This window comes from Streptomyces sp. HD (assembly GCF_028369295.1).
Classification (GTDB): domain Bacteria; phylum Actinomycetota; class Actinomycetes; order Streptomycetales; family Streptomycetaceae; genus Streptomyces.
Genome location: NZ_JAQMYP010000068.1, coordinates 1 through 21,307, shown reverse-complemented (window position 1 = coordinate 21,307; position 21,307 = coordinate 1). Strand labels below are relative to the sequence as shown.

Below are 21,307 nucleotides of genomic sequence, written 5' to 3'. Positions count from 1 at the left end.
CGTCACCGGCGTTCGCCCAGGAAGTCGAGGATGTGCCCGAAGACGTCGAGGGCGGCGCCCCGGCCGAGGAACGTGTCGAGGTGGCCGTAGCCCGGTATCTCGGTGTACCTGACGTCCAGTTGGGGCTGGCGGTGGGCGAGGACGTCGCGGCACAGCTGCTGGGAGTCGAGCCAGAGACCGTTCTCGCTGCCGGACAGGAGCAGGACCGGGGTGTCGATGGCGGCGGCTGCGTCGAGGGCGTTCTGCGGGAGGGCCCGGTAGCGGTGGTCGCCGTCGTGCCAGCGGACCACGGTGCGGGCCAGTTCGATGCGGCGCAGGTGCGGCAGGATCCACAGCGGGGCGGGGCCGAGGAGTTCGGCGAGGCGCTGGTGGGTGGTGTCGGTCAGATGCTCGTGGACGAAGAGCGAGGCGCCGGTCCCCCAGGCCGAGTTGTGCAGGATCTGGCAGGTGGGGTCCGGACAGTGCGCCTTGCGGGAGGCCAGGGCGAACAGGGGGGTGTACTTCGACCGCAGGCCGACCTTGCGGAAGTCGACGGGGATGTGGTCGATACGGGACTTGAGGAGTTCCCCGGCCAGCGTCATGCGCAGCGAGGTGCGGCCCGCGAGCTTGGGGGTGAGGAAGACGCCCTGGGAGACGACACCCGCCAGGCCGGGGACCAGGCCCGCCGTCATGCTCAGGGAGAGGGTGAGGGAGCCGATGCAGTGGGCGACGACGAACAGGGGGCGGTCGCCGATGCGGGTGCGGATGTGGCGGACGGCCTCGGGGATGTCGTACAGGGCGACGTCGTCGTAGGTGTAGCGGCGGCCCGTCTCGTTGTAGGGCAGTCGGCAGCTGCCCCGCCAGTCGAGCAGCCAGGGCTCGTAGCCGTCGTCGAGGAGGACGTCGACCAGGTTGCGGGTCTCGGGCAGCAGGAACATGTCGGCGGACGCGGTGTGTCCGTGCAGGAGCAGGACGGCGGGGCGGTCGCGGTCGCGGGTGCCGGGATCGATGCGGGTCAGGCCGAGGCGTACGCCGTCACCGGCCGTGAACGGGATCTCCTCGACCTTCGCCGGGTCGAGGCGGTGGTGGAGGGGGCGCAGGGTGGTGGTGGTCCTGACCCTGCGCAGGGCGGGCCGGGCGGTGGTCCTGGGGTTCGTGGCGCGGAAGATCATCGGTGGTGCTCCGTGGGGGTCTGGGTGCGGCGCAGGTCGAGCAGGTCCGCGGTGGCCCGGGCGAAGGGGCCGAGCAGGCCGCGGCCCATCTCCAGGCCGAACCAGGCGAGCCAGGCGAGCTTGGCGGCGCGCTTCTCCTGGCTGGTGAGGCGCGGGTCGACCTTGATGCCGTCGATCTGGTCGCGTACGTAGGAGTCGGCGGGGACGACGACCTCGCCCGCCAGGCTCGCGGGTTCGCCCTCGCGGCCGAGTTCCACGGTCAGGGCGCGGGTCTGGCGCCAGAGGTCGCGGCGGGCGCGGGCGTACTTGTGGCCCTCCAGCCACCAGCGGCCACCGTCGGGGCCGGTCAACTCAAGCCGATAGCGCAGGAGCTGGTGACGCAGGCCGTGCCGGTGCGGGATGCCTTCCTCGGGGCGGATCCAGATGTCGCCGCGTTCCACGGTCAGGGGCTCGGGGTGCAGGGCCGGGCAGGTGACCTCGCCTCGGACGTCGATGCGGCGGTCCGTGACCAGCTGGTGCATGCCCGCGACGGAGAGGGTGAGGGACATGGAGCACGGGGTGTCGGGGGTGGCTCCGACGGGGCCGACGCTGCCTTCGGTGGTCTCGGTGAACCACAGGTAGGGCTGGTCGTCCTTGTGCGGCAGCCGGGCCAGGCCGTCGTGCGCGAGGCGTTCGAACGTCTTCAGCTGGGCGCGGGCGTCATAGCGAGCCGCGGGTGTGAGACCGAGGGCCGCTACGAGTGCCGTGGTGCGGTCGGCCGTGGCGGCCGGGCCCTTCAGGGTGGCCTCGCACAGCTTCAGGGCCGTCGGGCTCTGCAACACGCGGGTGAGGAAGCCCAGTTCGGGGACCGGGTCGGCCTCCAGTCGGGCCAGGGCGTCGGTGCGCCACTCGTCCCAGTCCTGGACGCGGACGTGCATGCCGCCCAGGGCCATGTCGCGTACGACGTCGTCGAGGGTGTTGGACACCCCGGTGAGGTTGTAGTCGAAGCCCCAGGCGTCGGGTTCGCAGATGGCGGCGACGGCGACGCGGCTGACCCAGTCGACGGGGGCGGCGTTGAGATGGCGGAAGGCGGGGACGGTGCGGAAGCGGCCGAAGGCCGAGATGAGGCCGCTGCTGAGGTCCTGGGCGTTGTAGGCGCCGGTCTTCGTGTGGCCGCCGATGCCGCCGGGACGCAGGGCCGTGACGACCAGTCCGTGGTCGCGGGCGCGGCGCAGGGCGACTTCCGCGGCCCACTTGGTCTGGTCGTAGCCGGCGACGAGGCGGTCGATGTGGGCGAGGGGGTCGTCCTCGCCCATGGAGGGGATGCCGACCTCGTTGAAGACGGCGATGGAGGAGATGTGGTGCAGCGGCTTGGGGCGGCCCGTCGCGGCGAGTTCGGCGAGGGTGAGGGCGCCGAGGACGTTGCCGGCGCGCAGTGACTGGTAGCCGCGCAGGAAGTCCACGGCGGCCGCGACCGAGACGACGCTGTCCAGTTCGTGGGCGAGGGTGTTCCAGAGATCGTCGGACAGGCCCAGGTGGGGGTCGCGGATGTCGCCGGGGAGCACGGTGATGCGGCGGCGGACCTCCGACGACCAGGGCAGCGCATACCCCTTGAGTGCCTCGCCGAGCCGGGCGGTGGCCGCTTCCTCGTCGGTGGCCCGGACCAGGCAGGTGACGTGGGCGTCGCTGTGGCGCAGCAGGTCCAGGAGCATGTGACTGCCGAGGAAGCCGGTGGCCCCGGTCAGCAGGATGCGGCGGGGTGGGAGGGGGTCGGGCGCGGCGGTGAAGGGGAGGCGGTCGGCGAGGGCGAGGTCGGCGAGGATCTGGGTGAGGTCCTCGGGGCGGGCCGTGGAGTCCGGCGGCGTGGCGACGCGGCGCGGGGCGGCCGTCGGCGGAGCCTCAAGTGCCGTAGGAGCAGCCGTTTCCGGTACGACCGTCGCGGCTTGCGCGCTGTTCAGCCCGCGCCTGGCCAGGGCGACCGGCCGGGCGTCGGCGAACACCTCGTCCAGGTCGACCGACATGCCCAGCTCCTGCTCCAGCGCCGAGACGAGTTCCACGGCGCTCACGGAGGTGCCCCCGGCGTCGAAGAAGTCGGCGTCGGGCGCCAGTTGTCCCGCGGGGACGTAACGGCCCGCCAAGGCCGCGATGGCCGCGGCGAGTCCGCCGAGGTCACGCGGCCGCTCGGCCGGCTCGGCCGGCCCCGTGACCCTGGCCAGCAGGTCGGTCACGGTCAGGCCGATGCCGCCGCGCTCGATCGCCTCCGCGGTCTCCCGCTGGTCGGCGGCTGCCGACCCGTTGTCGTTCACGTCACGCATGAGAGCCCTTCACGGTGTTGCCCTGTCCTTTCGTCGCTGCTTGTCCGCTCATCGCTGCTTGTCCGCACGTGCTCGGCACCGCCCCGGCGCCGTCATGGCCGCCGCCAGGACCGGAACGTCTTCAGGTGCTCCGGCGTGACCACGGTCTCCAGCCGCTCGTCGTCCCGGTCGCCGCCGCCCAGTGCCGACAGCAGACGGCGGGCCGGGGTGTTGCGCGGGGTGCGTTCCGCGGTCAGGCGGACCTTGGCGCAGTCCAGTTCCTCGGCGCGATCGGCCAGCCATTGCAGCAGGCGTTCCTCGACGCCCCGGCCGAGCGCGCGGCAGCTCATCAGCCAGGCCAGGACGTCGAGTCGGTCGCCCTCGCGGCGCACGGCGAGCAGGCCGATCTGGCCGTAGTCGCCGAAGCGGTCCCGGGCGGACGCCGTCCAGACCTCGCCGCGTTCGCGCCACCGGGCGACGTCGCCGCCGTCGGCGGAGCGGGCGCGCAGCGTGAACTGGTTGGTGCGGCGGACGAGTTGCTCGGCCCGGGTCACATCGGCATCGGACAGGGCCCGGATGTCGACCTCCAGTTCCAGCTGGTCCAGGAACTCCTCGAACCCGGCCTGTTCCCGTGCGGCGTCCCGCTCCCGCTCCTGCTCGTAGAACCGGGCCCGCAGCGCGTCCTCGGCGGTCGCGGCCGCCGGAACAAGCGGCCACAACCGGTCCAGGAACTCCGGCAGTTCGGCCTCCGGCGGGCAGGTCACCGACAGCACCTGCGGCAGCGCGGCCCGCATCTTGGCAATTTCCGCAGGGTTGTCGTCGAGGAACAGGAAGCTGTCCAGACCGAGGCCGAGCGTGCGCGCCGCCTCGGCCAGGCGGGTGGGCTTCGGGCCCCATTGCGCCGACAGCACGCTGAAGTGCTCCGCGTCCAGGGGACTGTCCGCGCGGTCCAGTACGGCACGCACCGTGTCCTCGTCGTTGTTGCTGACCAGCACGAGCAGCGCGCCCGCCGCCCGCCACCGCACCAACCGGTGGGCGAGCAGGGCCCGTGGGCCGGTCAGGTCGACGGCCTCGGGGCCGATCTCCCCGGCCACGCCGCCCCACAGGGTCTCGTCGCCGTCGACCGCGATCACCTTCGGCGCGGGACGCCGTGCCGCACGGACGACCTCGGCGAGGCGCAGGGCCACGGCCGCCTGGAAGTGCGGGGTGAACGGGAGGTGGGCCAGGCGTTCGGTGCGCTCGTCGAAGGGCTGCTCGACGGGGTGGTGGCGGGTCCAGTCGTCGGGGCCGAGCACGGCGATGCCGGGCACGTCGGCCAGCTCGGCGGCGATCTCCTGCTCCCACCGGCTCAAGCGGTCCTCGTGCTGTGCGGTGGGCGGGAAGCCGACGATCAGCGGTTTGCGGGTGCGCTCGGCCACCGCGCGCAGGGCGGCGGGGTAGGCGGTGCGCAGTTCGGCGAGCATCGCGTCGTCCACCGGGCCGAAGCGTTGCAGGTCCGCGGCGCGCAGCAGGACGACGCCCGCCGTGGTGGCCTGGTCGGCGAACACGCCGGACGGGTCGCGCAGGCTCGCCAGGACGTGGTGGTACGGGGCCTCCGCGACGGTCGTCACGCTGCCGTCCCGTACCGACTCGCTGACCGCCGTCTCGCACATCAGGGGCAGGTTGCCGAGGGCGAAAGTGGCGGCCAGGGCGAGGGTGTCGGTGCGCGGCTGCCGCGACTCGGGCTCCTCGGCGGGCGACCCCGCACTCACCTCTGCGCCCCGTCCGGTCGGCGTCGCACGAACCGGCCCCGACGGATCCTCGGCCGTCTCCGCGAGCAGACGCAGCAGCTCCTCCCCCAGCCCGGTGGCCGCCGCCGCGTCCAGGATGTCGAGGTTGTGGTCGAGGCGGACACGGCCCGCGTCCGGGGTCATGGTGATCATCAGGTCGAGGTCGGAGTAGCCCGTCCCCGCCGGCAGCACCTCCAGGCCGGTCAGCCCACGCGCGGCGCGCACGTAGTTGAAGTACACCTCCACCAGCGGCGCGTTGGCCCGGTACAGGCCTTGTCCGGCCAGCACCGGCAGCACGTCGGAGAACATGGCGCCCTTGGTCAGCACCCGCTGCAGACGCCCGTCGGTGCGGCGCAGCACCTCCTCGACACGCTCCCCCGCGTTCGCCTCGGCGGGGAAGGGCACCGGCACGCCGAAGAAGCCCACCGCGTCGTAGGCGTCGGCGTGGATGCGGGTGTCCACGGGCACGGCGAGGACGAAACGCTCGCGCTCGCGCCGCCTGGCCAGCAGGACGGTCACGGCACCGAGGCAGAAGGCGGCCGGGGTCACGGCGAGACGGCTCGCGGCGGCCGAGATCCGGTCCATGAGCCCGTCGGGGATCGGCACGGTGACACTGCCGGCCCGGTACGAACGGGTCTGCGGACGCGGTCGGCTGAGGGCCAGGTCGAGGCGTCCGCTGCCTTGAAAGGCCTCGCGCCACTCGCTCGCGTCGGTGCTCCCGCCCGGCTGCTCGTCGGTCTGCTGTGCCTCGATCAGCAGATGGACGTCGCGGTTGGTGACGCCGTCGCCGAGCGCGTCGCCGGACAGCTCGGCGTCGATCTCGCCCGCCACCAGCAGCAGTGACTGCAGATCGCTGACGGCGTGGTGGGCGCCGTAGACCAGGATCTGACCGTGCTCGCCGCCGTCCAGCAGCTCGAAACGCCACAGGGGTGCGGCGGTCAGGTCGAACGGCGGCTCCAGGAGCTCGCGCAGCCGGTCGGCCGCGTCCAGGGCGTGTTGCGAAAGTCCCGTCGTCCGCCCGCAGGGCGGGCCGAGTGGCGTCCGGTGCGTGCTCTCGGCGTGCCGGGCGGAAGCCCTCGTACTGGTTGTACGTGGGCTTTCGTCCGGTGCGGCGAGAGTGCCTGCCGGGCGTCGCTCGGCAGGCGGGACTTTCGCAACACGCCCTAGGGCCCTGCCTTGTGGAACGACCGTCCATCGCAGCAGTGGTTCCGGCAGTTCGCGGTGCACGCTCAGCTGCCGTCCGCCCCCGTCCGCGGTGACGATCGAGGTGCGCAGGGCCGCGTGGCGTGCGGTGAGGCGGGCGATGATGCCGGTGAGGGTCTCGCGGGTGGTCGGCGTGGTGAGGCGTACCGCGAGGCCCACGGCGTGAGCGGCGTCCGGCATGCCGGGCCCGGCACTGCGCAGCAGGCGTACGACATCGCGGGTCGCCGGGTGCAGTTCGGTCACCGGGGTGTCCGCCGTGCGCTGCGGCTGTTCCTCCGCGGTGGTCGCCCGTTCGGGGAGGGCCGTGCCGAGGGCCTGGGCGAGGCCGCGGATGTCGGCGGCCGAGAAGACCGTGGCGGCGGGGAGTTCGACGCCGAGTTCACGGGCGAAGGCGTTGCGCAGCCGCACGAGCATCAGGGAGTCGAGGCCCAGTTCCTTCAGGGCCGTGGTCGCGGAGGCCTGGACCGCGCCGCCGGAGACCTCACCGACCCGGGCGCGTACGTATGCCTCCAGTCGTACGGCCCGTTCGGTCTCGGTCGTCGCCGCGAACACCTTCTTGACGAGGTCGTCCGTGCCGGGGCTGCCCGTGGGCACGGTGATCAGGTCGGCCAGGATCGGACGGGTGCGGGCCGAGTCGGGGTCGAGGGCCAGCAGCTCCCAGTCCAGGGCCAGGGGGGCGAGTTGGCGGCGGGCGGTGGTCAGGACGCGTTCGAAGAGCTCGCCGCCGTCCTGCGCGGAGAAGGCGACCAGGCCGGAGCGGGCCGTCTCGGTCTCGCGGGCACCGGACCCGGCCACCATGCCCACGCCCGACCAGGCGCCCCAGTCCAGGCTCAGTGCCCGGCGGTCGGTGCGGGAGAGGTGGTGGGCCCAGGCGTCGAGGAAGGCGTTCGCCGCCGAGTACGGGCTCTGTCCGGCCGAGCCGAGCAGGCCCGCCGCCGACGCGAAGAGCACGAAGTCCGCCGCGTGCGGGGTGAGTTCGGTGAGCAGGGCGGTGCCGAGGACCTTGGGGGCGAGGACGCGCAGGACGCGCTCGTCGGTCAGGTTGGCGATCGTGGCGTCGTCCAGGACACCGGCCGCGTGGACGACGCCGGTGATCGGGCCGAGTGCGTGCCGTACGGCGTCCAGGGCGGTGGTGAGGCCCTCGCGGTCGGCGACGTCCGCGCGGGCCAGGTGCACGCTCACGCCCCGCCCTTCGAGATCCCGGATCCAGTCCACGGCGTCCCCGCTGGGTGCGCCGCGGCTCATCAGGGCCAGCCGGCGCGCGCCTCGGCGGACCAGTCGCTCGGCGACGACGCGCCCCAGGCCGCCGAGGCCACCGGTGATCAGATACACGCCGTCGGCGGTGACGGCACCGTGGCCGCCGTCGTCCGGGCGGGTGCGGGTCAGGCGGGGTACCAGCCGTCCGGTCCCGCGCAGCGCGACGAGCCGTTCGTCGTCGGCGCCCCGCAGCTGGGTCCACAGGGCGTCGGCGCCGCCCGTCGGCGGGAGGTCGACAAGGGTGACCCGCAGTTCCGGGTGCTCCTGCGCCACGGCGAGGCCGAAGCCCCAGGCGAGGGCCTGCTGAGGATGGGTCACCTGCGTGCTGTCACCCGCGGCCTGGCTGCCCCGGACGACGACGAACAGGCGGGGTGCCCGGCCCTGTGCCCGGCCGGCGAGCGTCCGCACCAGATGCAGGGTGCTCAGGCAGCACAGCCGGGCGGCCTCCTCGGCCGTGGCGGCGTCCTCGATCGCGGGCGCGTCGAGGGCCGACAGCTGGACGACTCGCTCGGGCGGTTCGTTCGCGAAGGCCTCGTCGAGGAGACGGCCCAGGTGCTGCGGGTCGGCCGGGTCGAGGACATAGCGGCCGGAACCCTCGGCGGCGAACTCCGCGCCCCTGCGGGCGATCACATACGGCACCGAGGCGCCCAGCCGGTCGGCGAGTTCGTCGGCCACACCCGACTCGTCGGCCAGGATCAGCCAACTCCCCGGCGTGGGCGGCTCGTTGGCGGCCGGACGAGTCTGCCAGCGTGTCTCGAACAGTGCGCCGTCCAGAGGCGACAGCGCGGCGAGCTCGAACTCCTCGGCCGCCAGGACGAGTTGCTCGTCCTCGTCGTAGAGCCGAAGGTCCAGGGTGGCGGTGTCGCCGGACGTGGAGCGCAGTTCACAGGTCACCCAGACGGGCGCGGTGTGCCGTCCGGTGTGGCGGAGCCGGCCGACGCCGGCCGGCACGAACGCCCGGCCCTGGGGTGCGTCGGCGGGCAGTGCGGCCGTGTGGAAGGCGGCGTCCAGGACGGCCGGGTGCAGCAGATGACCGGCGGCGGGCCGGTCGGCCAGTCGGGCGAGGCCCGCGGAGTGGGTGCGGTGCCCCGACTCCAGGCCTCGGAAGGCGGGGCCGTAGTCGATGCCGAGGGCGGCGAGTGCGCCGTAGACGGCGGGGAGGTCGACCTGTTCCGTGCACCGTGCGCGCAGGGCGGTGAGCGACTCGCCCGCATCGGCGTCGGGCTCGGCCTCGGTGACGGCGATGCGGCCGCTCACATGGCGTTCCCAGTGTGCGCGCCCTCCGGGCCCGGCAGGCGCCGAGGCGACCGTGAAGTCCCGGAAGCCGTCGGCTGCGGGGCGCAGGATCAGTTGCAGCCTGGTCGGCCGGGACTCGTCCAGGCGCAGCGGGCTGACGAACCTGACGTCGGCGAGCCGTACCTCGGCACTGTCCTGAACGGCTGCCGCGGCCTCCAGCGCCATGCCGAGGAAGGCGGCGCCGGGCAGCCACACCTCGCCGGTGACCTTGTGGTCGGTCAGATAGGCGAAGCGGCTGTCCCGCAGGTCCACCTCGCTCTGGAAGAGATGCCGGTCGGCTTCGTCGCTGGCCTCCACATGGGTGCCGAGCAGCGGTGAGGCGCCGGTCGCGGCGGCCGGGGCGGGTGCGAGCCAGTGGCGTTCGCGGGCGAAGGCGTAGGTCGGCAGGTCGACACGGTGGCCCGCCGGGAACAGCGCCGCCCAGTCGGGCGTGTGACCGGCCGTGTACAACTCGCCCAGCCTGCCCAGGAGTACGTCCCGCCCGCCCCGCTGCCGGCGCAGTGAGCCGACGCTCACCGCGTCGATCCCGGCGTCGGCCGCCACCGCCTCGATGGACGAGCCGAGCGAGGGGTGCGGGCTGAGCTCCACGAAGTAGCGGTATCCGTCGTCCAGCATGCGACGGACCGTGTCCGCGAAGCGGACCGGCTCGCTGAGGTTGGCGTACCAGTACTCCGGGTCCAGGCGGTCGCCGGGCACGGGCTCCGCGAGGACCGTCGAGTACAGCGCGGTCGCGGGGTGCGCGGCGGGCCGGATGCCGCGGACGCGGTCGAGCAGTTCGTCACGCAGCGGGGCCATCAGCGGGGTGTGCGAGGCGAACGGTGTCGACAGCGGCCGGGCCTCGATCCCCTGTTCGTCCAGGCTCCGGCGCAGCTCGGCCAGTGCGTCGCCGTCGCCGGAGACGGCCGTGGCGTGCGGGCTGTTGACGGCGGCGACGAACAGCCGGCCTGCGTACGGGGCGAGCAGTTCCTCGACCCGGGGGCGAGGCACGTCCAGGGAGAGCATGCCTCCCTGGCCCGCGGCCGGTACGACCGCCGCGGCACGCCCGGTCACCACGGCGACGGCGTCGTCCAGGGTGAGGGCGCCCGCGCTGTACGCGGCGGCGATCTCGCCCAGGCTGTGGCCGGTCACGGCGTCGGGGGTGACGCCGAGCGAGCGCCAGGCGGCCGTGAGCGCCGCGTTCACCGCGAACAGCGTGGGCTGCAGATACTCGGTCCGCTCCAGGGGGGAGAACTCCTCGGGCGCCCGCAGCGCGTTGAGCACGGACCAGCCGGCGTGCCGCTGTACGGCCTCGTCGATCCGCGTCAGCTCCTCGTGGAACGCCTCCGACTCCCGCATCAGGTCGAGCCCCATGCCGGGCCACTGGCCACCGTGCCCGGCGTAGACGAAGGCGACCTTGCCGGTCTGTTCCTCACGCGGCGGGGGAAGCGGGACCCGTCCGGTGGCCAACTCGCCGAGTGCGGACCGCAGTTCGTTCCGGTCCTCGGCGACGAACGCCGCTCGCTGCTCAAGGTGGCTGCGGTGGCGGGCCAGGGTGTGGGCCACGTCCGGCAGCGCGGCGGAGTCGTCGGCGAGATGACGCGCCAGAGCGGCGGCCTGGCCGCGCAGACCCGCCTCGCCGCGGCCGGCCAGGACGAACAGGCGCTTGCCCGCGGGAGGTGCGTCCGTGGACCCGAGCCCGAGGGGCTCAGCCTCCTCCACGATCACATGCGCGTTGGTGCCGCTGATCCCGAACGCGCTCACCCCCGCACGCCGCACCCGCTCCGCCGACGCGGGCCAGGCCACCTCCTCGCGCAGCAGATGCAGTCCGCTGTCCGCCCACTCGACGTGGCGGCTGGGTGTGCCGGCGTGCAGCGTGGGCGGCAGGGTCTCGTGGTGCAGCGACTGCACGACCTTGATCAGGCCGACCACGCCCGAAGCCGCCTGTGTGTGCCCGACGTTGGACTTCAGCGACCCCAGGTACAGCGGACGCCCCTCGGGCCGCGTGCCGCCGAAGACCTCCGCGAGGGCGTTCGCCTCGATCGGGTCGCCCAGGGTCGTGCCCGTGCCGTGGGCCTCGACGTGGTCGATGTCGGCGGGCCGGAGTCCGGACTGCTCCAGCGCACGCCGGATCACCTGCTCCTGGGCCGGTCCGTTCGGTGCGGACAGGCCCTGGCTGCGGCCGTCCTGGTTGACGGCGGTGCCGCGCAGCACGGCGAGGACATGGTCACCGTCGCGCCGGGCGTCGCTCAGTCGTTTCAGTACGACCATGCCGGCGCCCTCGGCCCAGATGGCACCGTCGGCGCCGTCGGAGAAGGAGCGGCAGCGGCCGGTCGGCGACAGGCCGCGCAGCCGGCTGAACTCGACGAAGGTCTGCGGCGTGACCATCAGGGTGACGCCACCGGCGAGCGCCAGATCGCACTCGCCCGCACGCAGCGCCTGCGCCGCCAGATGCACGGCCACCAGCGAGGACGAGCACGCGGTGTCCACCGTGAGGGCGGGGCCGTTCAGCCCCAGCGTGTACGCGAGCCGTCCCGAGGCGACGCTCAGGGCGGAGCCCGTACCGACGTAGCCGTCGAGTTGGTCGAGCCGGGTGCCGGAGAGGTAGTCGCTGCCGAACATGCCGACGTACACGCCCGTGGTGCTGCCCGCCAGGTCGGCGGGCACGATTCCGGCGCGCTCCAGCGACTCCCAGGCCGTCTCCAGCAGCAGGCGCTGTTGCGGGTCCATGGCCGCCGCCTCCTTCGGGGTGATGCCGAAGAACCCCGCGTCGAAGGAGTCGATGCCGTCGAGGAAGCCGCCCTCGCGGGCGTAGGACTTGCCGGGGGCGTCCGGGTCGGGGTCGTAGAGCGACTCGACGTCCCAGCGTCCCGCCGGGAAGGGGCCGACCGCGTCACGTCCCTCCGCGACGAGGCGCCACAGGCCGTCCGGGTCGCTGACGCCGCCGGGCAGCCGGCAGGCCATGGCGACGAGGGCCACGGGCTCGTCCGGGGAGGCCTTGGGCGCGGGCGCCGCCGCACGATCGGCACGGGCGGTTGTCGCGAGGGCGCCGGTCAGCAGGTGGTCGGCGAGGCGGGTGGGCGTCGGGTGGTCGAAGAGGAGGGTGGCGGGGAGCTTGGTGCCGATGCGCGCGCTGATGCGGTTGCGCAGGTCGACCGCCGTCACGGAGTCCATGCCGAGGTCGCGCAGCGGCTGGTCGGGGCGGACGGACTCCGCCGAGCGCAGCCCGAGCGCGTGCGCGGCCTCCTCGCGGACCAGGGAGAGGACGCGTGCGGCACGCTCGGCCTCCGGAAGCCGGGCCAGCCGGTCCGCCAGGGTGTGGACGCCGGTGCCGCCGTGGCGGTCGGGGCGGAGTTCGGGAAGCAGGGAGCGCCACAGTGCTCCGGCCGGTGCGGCGGTGCGCAGCCGGGGCAGGTCCAGTGCCCAGGCGACGAGGTGCGCGGCGTCGCGGCGCAGGGACAGCTCGGTCAGCTCACGGCCCTGTTCGGGCGTGAGGGCACGGTGGCCGAGGCGGGCCATCCGCTCCAGGTCGGCGTGCTCGGCGGCGAGCCCCTCCCCTGCCCAGGCGCCGAAGGACACAGAGACAGCGGGCAGGCCCGAGGCACGTCGGTGGTGGGCGAGTTGGTCGAGGAAGGCGTTGGCGGCGGCGTAGTTGGCCTGGCCGGCGTTGCCGACGACGCCTGCGGCCGAGGAGACCAGCAGGAAGAGGTCCAGCGGGTGTCCGGCGGTGAGCCGGTGCAGGTGGGCGGCGCCGTCGACCTTGGGGCGCAGCACCTGTGCGAGCCGTTCGGGTGTCAGTTCCGCCACCACGCCGTCGGCGAGGACACCGGCACAGTGGACGACACCGCGCAGGGGCGCCCCGTCGCCGATACCGGCCAGCAGGGCCGCCACCGCCGCCGCGTCGGCGACATCGCATGCGGCGACCTCGACCTCGGCGCCGAGCGCGGTCAGTTCGGCGGTGACTTCGGCCGCTCGGGGGTCGGCGGTGCCCTGACGGGAGGTCAGCAGCAGGCTCGGGGCGCCGTTCTCGGCGAGCAGGCGGGCGATGTGGCGGCCCACCGCGCCAAGACCTCCGGTGATCAGCACGGTGCCGTCGGCGGGGATCCGGGCAGACCCGTCGGACGGCGCGGGACGGGCACGGACCAGGCGCGGGGCGAGCAGCTCACCGTCACGCAGGGCGAGTTCGGGCTCGTCGGCGTGCTCGGCCGCGCGGAGCAGGTCGGCGCGCGACGACACGTCGACGTCATCGTCGAGGTCGAGCAGGGTCAATCCGAGGTCGGGGTGTTCCGCACGGAAGCCGCGGGCCAGCCCCCACAGAACCGACTGGGCGAGCCGGGGCACCGGGTCCCCGTCGGCGGCCGCGATCGCTCCGCGGGTCACCCAGACGGTGCGGGTCGGCGCCTCTTCGGAGGGGAGGGCGATCAGCGTCCGGAGTTCGGCCAGGGCCGTGGCCGCGAACTCGTGTGCCGCGGCGACCGGTTCGGTGCCGGGCGTCGGGGCGGGCCAGACTCGTACGACGGTGTCAGCGCCCTTCTCGGCGGCCTCGCCGGGGGTCTCCGGTACGGCCGTCCACGCCACCTCGTACAGATGGCGGCCGTTCGCCGAGCCGCTGCTCAGGTCGGCCGGGCTCGCGGCACGCAGACGTACCCCCTCCAGGCGGCCCGCCGGAAAGCCGTCGGCGTCCCACAGACTCACGTCCAGGGTGAGGTCCGTGCCGGAGCCGCCGGTCCGGTGTACGGACGCCGTGAGGTCGGTCGGGCCGCCGGGCGGCAGGACACAGCGGCCCACCGCGACCGGCAACAGGACCTGCTGGTCGGCGGTGTCGAGGGCGGCGGTCACCTGGAGGGCGGCGTCCAGGAGGGCCGGGTGCACCGGGTAGGGGTCGGCCGTGTCGCGGGCCACGGGCGGCAGTGAGAGGCGGGCCAGGAGGGTGCCGTCGCCGGTCGCGGCTGCCTGTCGTACGCCCTGGAAGGCGGGGCCGTAGCCGAGGCCGAGTGCGGTGAGCCGCTCGTAGGTGTCCTCGGACCAGGCCGGTTCGGCCGTCTCGGGCCATGCCGGTGGCTCGTCGGACGGCGGGGCGGTCGGCTCGGCGGCGGACGCGGTGGCGTGCAGGGTCCAGTCCATCGCCTCCGGGTCGCGTGGTCGGCTGTGGACCGTGATCTCCGGTGCGGGACCGGAGGTCACCACCTCGACGGACACCTCGACCGTGCCGGTGCCCGGCAGGACGAGGGGCGCCAGGAGGAGCAGGTCGGTGACGTCGGCGGGAGCGTCCGGGCGGGCCACGTCGAGGGCGGCTCGGCAGAGTTCCAGCAGGGTGGTGCCCGAGACCACGGTCCGGCCGAAGACGGTGTGGTCGGGCAGCCAGTCGGCGGTCGCCGGGGACCACTCGTTGCGGAACGTCCAGCGGGTCTCGTCGGCCGACTGGAGCTGGATGCCCAGCAACGGGTGCGCCGCGCGGTCGAAGAGAGAGGGGGCGGTGGCGCAGGCGGCGGGCTCGGTCCAGTGCCGCTGGGTGTCCCAGGCGTACGTCGGCAGGTCCGCGGGGGTGGTGTGCGGGACCAGGCGGCGCCAGTCGATCCGCCGTCCGTGGACGTGGAGTTCGGCTGCGGCGCGGTCCAGACAGGCGGGGCCGTCCTCGTCGCGGCGCAGCGATCCGACCGCGACCAGGTCCTCGTCGACGGTGCGCAGGGCGGTGAGCAGGGAGGGGTGCGGGGCGAGTTCGACGAAGTAGCGGTAGCCGTCGGCGGCCATGCGTTCGACGGTCGGCGCGAAGCGGACGGGTTCGCGCAGGTTGGTGTACCAGTAGTCGGCTTCCAGTTCCTCGGTGACCGGCTCGCCCGTGACCGTGGAGTACCAGGCCACGGACGTGGGGCAGGTGGCGACTCCGTCGAGCTCGTCGAGGATCGTCGTGCGCAGGGGCTCCACCCGGTCGGTGTGGGAGGCGTAGTCGACGTCGAGGCGGCGGACGAAGATCTGCTGCCGGTCGAGTTCGGTGAGCAGGGCTTCCACGGCGTCCACGGCGCCGGCGACGACGGTCGAGCGACCGCTGTTGACGGCGGCGACACCGATCCGGCCGTCGTGGTCGGCGAGTCGGGCCTCGACCTCGGTGTGCGGCAGGGCGACGACGGCCATGGTGCCGGTGCCGGACAGCTCGGTCAGGGCCTGGCTGCGCAGGGCGACCACGGCCGCGGCGTCGTTGAGGCTGAGCGCCCCGGCGACGCAGGCGGCGGCGACCTCGCCCTGGCTGTGTCCGACGACCGCGTCCGGCCGGACGCCGCGAGCCCGCCACACCGCGGCCAGCGACACCATCACGGCGAAGAGCACCGGCTGGACGACGTCGACGCGGTCCAGGTCCGGGGCGCCCGCGTCGCCGCGCAGCACGGATGTCACCGACCAGTCGGTGAACGGGCGCAGGGCGGCGTCGCAGCGGTCGAGTTCGTCGGCGAACACGGGGTCGCGGTCGAGCAGATCGCGTGCCATGCCGGGCCACTGGGATCCCTGCCCGGGGAAGACGAACGCCAACTTGCCTGCGGGGAGGCCCTGTTGGGGGCCGACGGTCAGGTCCGTGTCGGTCCGGTCCTCGGCGAGTGCGCGCAGGGCGGTGAGCAGTTCGGCCCGGTCGCTCGCCCGGACGACGGCCCGGTGCTCGAAGTGCGTACGGTGGTGGGCGAGCGTCGCGGCCACGGCCGGGAGCGGCGGCTCGGGCTGCCGGTCGAGGGTTTCGAGGAGGCGGTCCGCCTGCCCCCGGAGTGCGGGGAGGGTGCGGGCGGACAGCGGGAAGAGGGTCGTACCGGTGAGGTCGCCGGACGACTGGGGCTGCTCCTCCGGCGCTTCCTCCAGCACCACATGGGCGTTGGTGCCGCTGATGCCGAAGGCGCTCACCCCGGCCCGCCGTATCCGCTCGGGGTCCCGTGGCCAGGCTCGGGCCTCGCTGAGGATCCGCAGCCCGCTGTGCGCCCAGTCGATGTGCTCGGTCGGGGCCTCGGCGTGCAGGGACGCCGGTATGCGTTCGTGGTGAAGGGCCAGTACGGTCTTGATGACGCCGCCGATGCCGGCGGCGGCCTGGGTGTGGCCGATGTTGGACTTCAGGGAGCCGACGCCGAGGGGGCGGTCGGCGGGGCGGTCGGGGCCGAAGACGGCGGCCAGGGCGCGGCCCTCGATGGGGTCGCCCAGCCGGGTGCCGGTGCCGTGCGCCTCGATGTGGTCCAGGTCGTGCGGCCGGAGCCCGGCGGCGTCGAGGGCGGCGCGCAGGACGCGTTCCTGGGCGGGGCCGTTGGGGGCGCTCAGGCCCTGGCTGCGGCCGTCCTGGTTGATCGCCGAGCCCTTGACGACGGCGAGGATCCGGTCACCGTCGCGGCGTGCGTCTGCGAGCCGCTTCAGCAGCACCACACCGCAGCCCTCGGCCCACACCACACCGTCCGCGTCGGCCGAGAACGGGCTGCACCGCCCGGACGGCGACAGCCCGCCCAGCCTGCTGAACTCGACGTGCCCACGCGGTGTCACCAGCAGCGTCGCACCGCCCGCGAGCGCCAGGTCGCACTCGCCGCCCGCCAGCGCCCGCGCCGCCAGATGCAGCGCGACCAGGGAGGACGAGCAGGCGGTGTCGACGGTGACCGCCGGCCCCTGGAGGCCGAGCGTGTAGGCGATGCGGCCGGACGCCACGCTGGACGCCGAGCCGGTGCCGACGTGCCCGTCGAGCTGGTCCAGGGCGGCCGAGGCCAGGTAGCCGCTGTCGTACAGGCCGATGTAGACGCCCGTGGAGCTGCCGCCCAGTGTCTCCGGGACGATCCCGGCGCGTTCTACTGCCTCCCAGCCGGTCTGCAGGAGCAGCCGTTGCTGGGGGTCCATGGCCGCGGCCTCACGCGGTGAGATCCCGAAGAAGGCCGCGTCGAAGCGGTCGATGCCGGTGAGGTAGCCGCCGTGCAGCGAGTACGCCTTGCCGGTGGCCTCCGGGTCGGGGTCGTGCAGCCCTCGCGTGTCCCAACGGCCCGCCGGCGCCTCGGTGATGGCGTCCTCGCCCGCGGCCAGCAGCCGCCACAGCGCCTCGGGGTCGTCGGCGCCGCCGGGGAAGCGGCAGGCCATGGAGATGATCGCGATGTCGTCGTGCTGCCGAACGGGGTCGACGGCCGGAGCGGGGCTCCCGGTGCCCCTGCGCGTCGCCGCCGTCGGCCCGTCCTCGAAGACCGCTTCGGCGAGCTCGGCGATGGAGGGGTGGTTGAAGACGAGGGACGGGTCCAGGGTCCGGCCGGTCAGCGCGGACAGCTCGGCGGCCAGCGTCACCAACTGCCTTGATCCCAGCCCGAGTTCGGCGAGTGGCCGGTCCGGCTCGACGGCCGGCCGGTCGAGCCCGGTCGCCTCGGCGACGGCCGACTCCAGCCAGGTCCGCACGCTCTGCGGGGTGGTCAGAGACGGGTTGAGGGACTGCTTCGGGGACTCGTGCGCAGGCATCTAGACAGGTGTCCTCGTGGATTCGGGCATGGGCTGGGGCCGTACGGCCCGCGGGGCGCGGGTGTCGGTACGGCTGCTGCGGCCGCCGCGGCGCCGGCGCGCCGGGTACGACAGCGGTCCGGGCGGGGTCAGCTCGGGGCGGGCGCGTCGACGACGTCGAGGGTGCCGTTCAGGTAGGCCGCCCGCGTGGCGTGGCGCTGGATCTTGCCGCTGGACGTCTTGGGGATGGTGCCGGGCCGGACCAGGACCACGTCGCGCAGCGACAGGCCGTGGGCCTCGCCGGTCCCGCTGCGGATGACATCGATGATCTTCTCCGCCTCGGACACCGCGTCCATGGCGATCTCGGCGACGACGACGGCCTGTTCACCGTCGGCCGCCCCGTCACCCCTGGGCTCCCCGTCGTCCGTCGCCTCGCCGTCCACGGAGAACGCGGCGGTGCAGCCGGGGCGCAGGGCCGGGTGGGCCATCTCGGCGGTCAGCTCCAGGTCCTGTGGGTAGTGGTTGCGTCCGTCGATGACGATGAGGTCCTTGAGGCGACCGGTGACGAACAGCTCGCCGTCGCGCAGGAATCCGAGGTCACCGGTGCGCAGGAAGCGGCCGTCGTGGCCGGTCAGGGTGGCGCGGAAGGTGTCGCGGGTGGCGAGGGCGTTGCGCCAGTAGCCCTTGGCGACGCTCGCGCCGCGCACCCAGATCTCGCCGGTCTCGCCCTCGGGGAGTTCCTCGCACCGCTCCGGGTCGGCGATGGCGACGGTGACATCGGGGCCCGGGCGGCCGGAGCTGACGGCGGCGGCGTCGGACTGGCCGGCGTGCGGGCCGGTTTCGGCGGCCTGGAGCAGGGTCGGCGGGGTGTGGACGGTGCTGCCGGTGACCATGAGGGTGGCCTCGGCCAGGCCGTAGCAGGGGTAGAGGGCCTGGTGGCGGAAGCCGGCCGGGGCGAAGGTGTCGGCGAAGCGTCGCAGGGTGGCGGCGCGTACCGGTTCGGCGCCGTTGAAGGCGACCTTCCAGCTGGAGAGGTCGAGTTCGTCGAGCAGCCGGGGCCCGGCGTGCTTGAGGCAGAGTTCGTAGGCGAAGTTGGGGCCGCCGCTGGTGTGCGGGCGGTAGCGGCTGATCGCGGTCAGCCAGCGCTGGGGTTGCTGCAGGAAGTGCAGGGGGGAGAAGAGGGTGGCGGTCACGCCGAGGTAGACGGTGTTGAGAACGGGACCTATGAGGCCCATGTCGTGGTAGACGGGCAGCCAGCTGACGAACATCTCGTGGCCGTGCTCCGCGATGGCGTCCGGCGTGTGGCCCATGCGCTCGGTGATGACCCGTTCGTTGTCCAGCAGGTTTCCGTGGGTGACCATCACGCCGCGCGGGGCGGAGGTGGAGCCGGAGGTGTACTGGAGGAAGGCGACCGAGTCGGCGGTGAGGTCGGGCTCTCGCCAGGAGGCGGCGGCCTCGTCGGGGATGTCCTCGGTGGCGACGCGGGTGATGTCGGCGAGCTCGGGCAGGTGCTCGGCCATGCCGGACAGGGCCGTGATCACCTCGCGGCCGCCCAGGATCACCTTGGCCTCGGCGTCGGCGACGAGGCGCTTCATCCGTATCAGGGCACGGTGGTTCTGCGCGCGGCCCTGCGGAGGGACGCCCGGTACGGCGACCACACCGGCCGCCAGGCAGCCCAGGTAGCCGCTGATGAACTCGGGGCCGGGCGGGTAGAGCAGCACGGCGCGGGCACCGGCCAGGCCGCGTTCCTGCAGCCAGGCCGCGATGGCCCGGGCGCGGTCGGCGAGACGGCCGTACGAGATTTCCTGGATCTCACCGTCGGTGTCGCCGGAGACGAGGTAGCGGTAGGCGGTTCGGTCGGGGTGGTGCGAGGCGTGCTCGGTCAGCAGATCGACCAGGGAACGAACCATGTTGCGAGTCTCACCTGTCTGGATCGGTGGGCGAGGAAGTGGAGTTCGAGGGGCGCGTCAGGCGGACGCGCGGACGCCTCGGTCGATCCGGCCCCCTTGCCGGACCTGCCCTCTCGACGACCCGCCGAGAAGTTGCGGCACCGGTCGAGTCGTGGCGCTGGTCGGCCGACACTCCGCGCCCTCGTCCAGTTTGCTACCGGCGAGTAACACCATAGCAACTCCGTACGGTCCGACGGGCCGAACAAAAGTAAACCCTACGTGTCCAAAAGGTGGTTGACGAAGCAAGTGCCGTACACCGGGACGCCATAACTCCCGATACCGGGCCACGCGTTCCCGGAGTCACGCAATCACCCCAACTCCCGCTTGCTGTACGCCATTTCCGACAGTTGACGCAGAAGCGAGCAGAGTCCGGCAGTTTCGAATCGAAGTGTCCGCCGACCGTGCGAGATCGATCGATGACGGTGTGTACTGTGCTCCGAGCGCCTCGTCCCATGGCTCTGGCACAGCCCTGCCCGAACGCCCCCGAACCGACCTGGGAAACCGACTCGATGATCGAACTACCGGACCTGGCGACCGGCGGGCTCGCCGTCGGCATGCTGTCCGCGCTCGCCCTGGGCGGCGGGCTGCTGCGCGCTCAGCGGCAACAAGCGCGGCAGCGCGCCGAGATCGCCGCGTTGCGCCACCAACTCGACGGCGCGGTCAAGGCGTTCACGGCCGAGGTGGAGCATCTGGCGGCACGGCGTGTCCCGGCCGCGGCCCGGCAATTGGCGCACCCGCATGTCACCGTGCCCGGTCCGCTGGACCCGCGGACCGCGGGGTCACCGTCGGCCGTGGCACTGGAGCATGTCCTGGTCGGGCTGCGCACCGAGCTGGCCACCCAGCGCACGCGGATCGACGCGGCCGCACAGGCCGGCATGCGCGGGGTGACACGCGAGATCCAGGCGGCCCTGTACCGGCTGCAGGACGCTTTGCGCGGACTTCAACAGAAGTACGACGACCCCGAGTTGGCACAGACCCTGTTCCGGCTCGACCACGAGAACGAGCAGTCGCTGCGGCGTGCCCAGGTCGCCGCCGTGGTGTGCGGGGCGTGGGTCGGGCTGGCCCGCGAGGAGTCGCATCTGGTGGACGCGGTGACCGGCGGCCAGGCTCGGCTCGCGGGCTATCACCGGATCCGGGTGCACAACCATCTCGCGGCGGGCACCGGGCTGGTGTCGCATGCCGTCGAGCCGGTCGCGATCATCGTCGCCGAGCTCCTCGACAACGCCCTTCGGCACTCCGCGCCGGACACCGACGTCGTGGTCAACCTGGAGCAGGTCCATCACGGCGTCTGCGTCACGGTCGACGACGCCGGTCTGGGCATGACCCAGGACGAACGCGCCCGCGCGCAGCGGCTGGTGGCGGGTTCCGAGCCGATCCTGCTCACCGAGCTGGGCGATCCGCCGCGCATGGGGTTCGCCGCGATCGGGCAGCTGACCCGGCAGTTCGACCTGAGCGTGGACGTGTCGTCGCCGTCGCCGTACGGCGGGGTGCGGGCGGTCCTGCGGGTCGAGAGCCACCTGCTCAGCCACATCGACTCCGCCGAACGCCCACCCGCCGCCAGCGCGCCGCGCTCCACGCGCAGGGCCTCCCGGGACGACGCACCACCCGCCGGGACCGGGAGCGAATCACTCGCCGGGACCGGGGACGAGGCAGCCGTCGAAGCCAGGGACGAGACACGCGTCGAGTTCCGGGGCGAGGCACACGTCGACGCCAGGGGCGAGGCTCCCGTCGGGTCCCGGGGCGAGGCGCCCGTGCAGGCCGGGGACGAGACAGCCGCCGGCCCGCAGGACACGGCGGCCGTCGGCCGCCGGGGTGAGTCATCCGTCGGCTCCCGGGGCGAGGCGTCCGGCACCTCGCACGGGTACGGGGCCGAACACGATCACGACGCCTCAGGCACTGCGTCCGGGCATCACGCTGCGCGCGAAGCCGGTGGTCTGCCGCAGCGGCGGCGCCGCTCGCGGGTGGCCGCCGCGTCGGCCGAGACGCCCGTCTTATAATAAAATTAA

General features: G+C 73.6%; 5 protein-coding genes. 1 reads left to right on the top strand and 4 read right to left on the bottom strand.

What is annotated here, in order from left to right:
* Positions 1–2: 2 nt before the first annotated feature.
* The 4 genes from POF73_RS40750 to POF73_RS40735 all read right to left on the bottom strand — a co-directional run bounded on the left by POF73_RS40750 (position 3) and on the right by POF73_RS40735 (position 19,262).
* Positions 3–1,151 (bottom strand): alpha/beta hydrolase, encoded by a 1,149-nt coding sequence (locus POF73_RS40750; protein ID WP_272124453.1) that lies wholly within the window; start codon positions 1,149–1,151, stop codon positions 3–5.
* Positions 1,148–3,445: a thioester reductase domain-containing protein gene (locus POF73_RS40745; protein ID WP_272124452.1), complete on the bottom strand. Its 2,298-nt coding sequence runs from the start codon at positions 3,443–3,445 to the stop codon at positions 1,148–1,150. Before POF73_RS40745 ends, POF73_RS40750 begins: the two co-directional genes overlap by 4 nt.
* A 92-nt stretch (positions 3,446–3,537) precedes the next feature.
* Complete coding sequence (locus POF73_RS40740) at positions 3,538–17,373, bottom strand: type I polyketide synthase (RefSeq protein ID WP_272124451.1); 13,836 nt, start codon at positions 17,371–17,373, stop codon at positions 3,538–3,540.
* A gap of 128 nt (positions 17,374–17,501) precedes the next feature.
* Positions 17,502–19,262: a fatty acyl-AMP ligase gene (locus tag POF73_RS40735; protein WP_272124450.1), complete on the bottom strand. Its 1,761-nt coding sequence runs from the start codon at positions 19,260–19,262 to the stop codon at positions 17,502–17,504.
* A 491-nt stretch (positions 19,263–19,753) separates the two neighbouring features.
* Between POF73_RS40735 and POF73_RS40730 the strand changes: the two genes are divergently transcribed.
* A complete protein-coding gene (locus tag POF73_RS40730; protein WP_443049730.1) occupies positions 19,754–21,298 on the top strand; it encodes an ATP-binding protein in 1,545 nt (514 codons plus the stop codon).
* The last annotated feature ends 9 nt before the right edge of the window (positions 21,299–21,307 follow it).

Coding starts and splice junctions, on each gene's coding strand:
- POF73_RS40750 (WP_272124453.1), bottom strand. CDS start 1,151: ATGATCTTCCGCGCCACGAACCCCAGGACCACCGCCCGGCCCGCCCTG.
- POF73_RS40745 (WP_272124452.1), bottom strand. CDS start 3,445: ATGCGTGACGTGAACGACAACGGGTCGGCAGCCGCCGACCAGCGGGAG.
- POF73_RS40740 (WP_272124451.1), bottom strand. CDS start 17,373: ATGCCTGCGCACGAGTCCCCGAAGCAGTCCCTCAACCCGTCTCTGACC.
- POF73_RS40735 (WP_272124450.1), bottom strand. CDS start 19,262: ATGGTTCGTTCCCTGGTCGATCTGCTGACCGAGCACGCCTCGCACCAC.
- POF73_RS40730 (WP_443049730.1), top strand. CDS start 19,754: ATGGCTCTGGCACAGCCCTGCCCGAACGCCCCCGAACCGACCTGGGAA.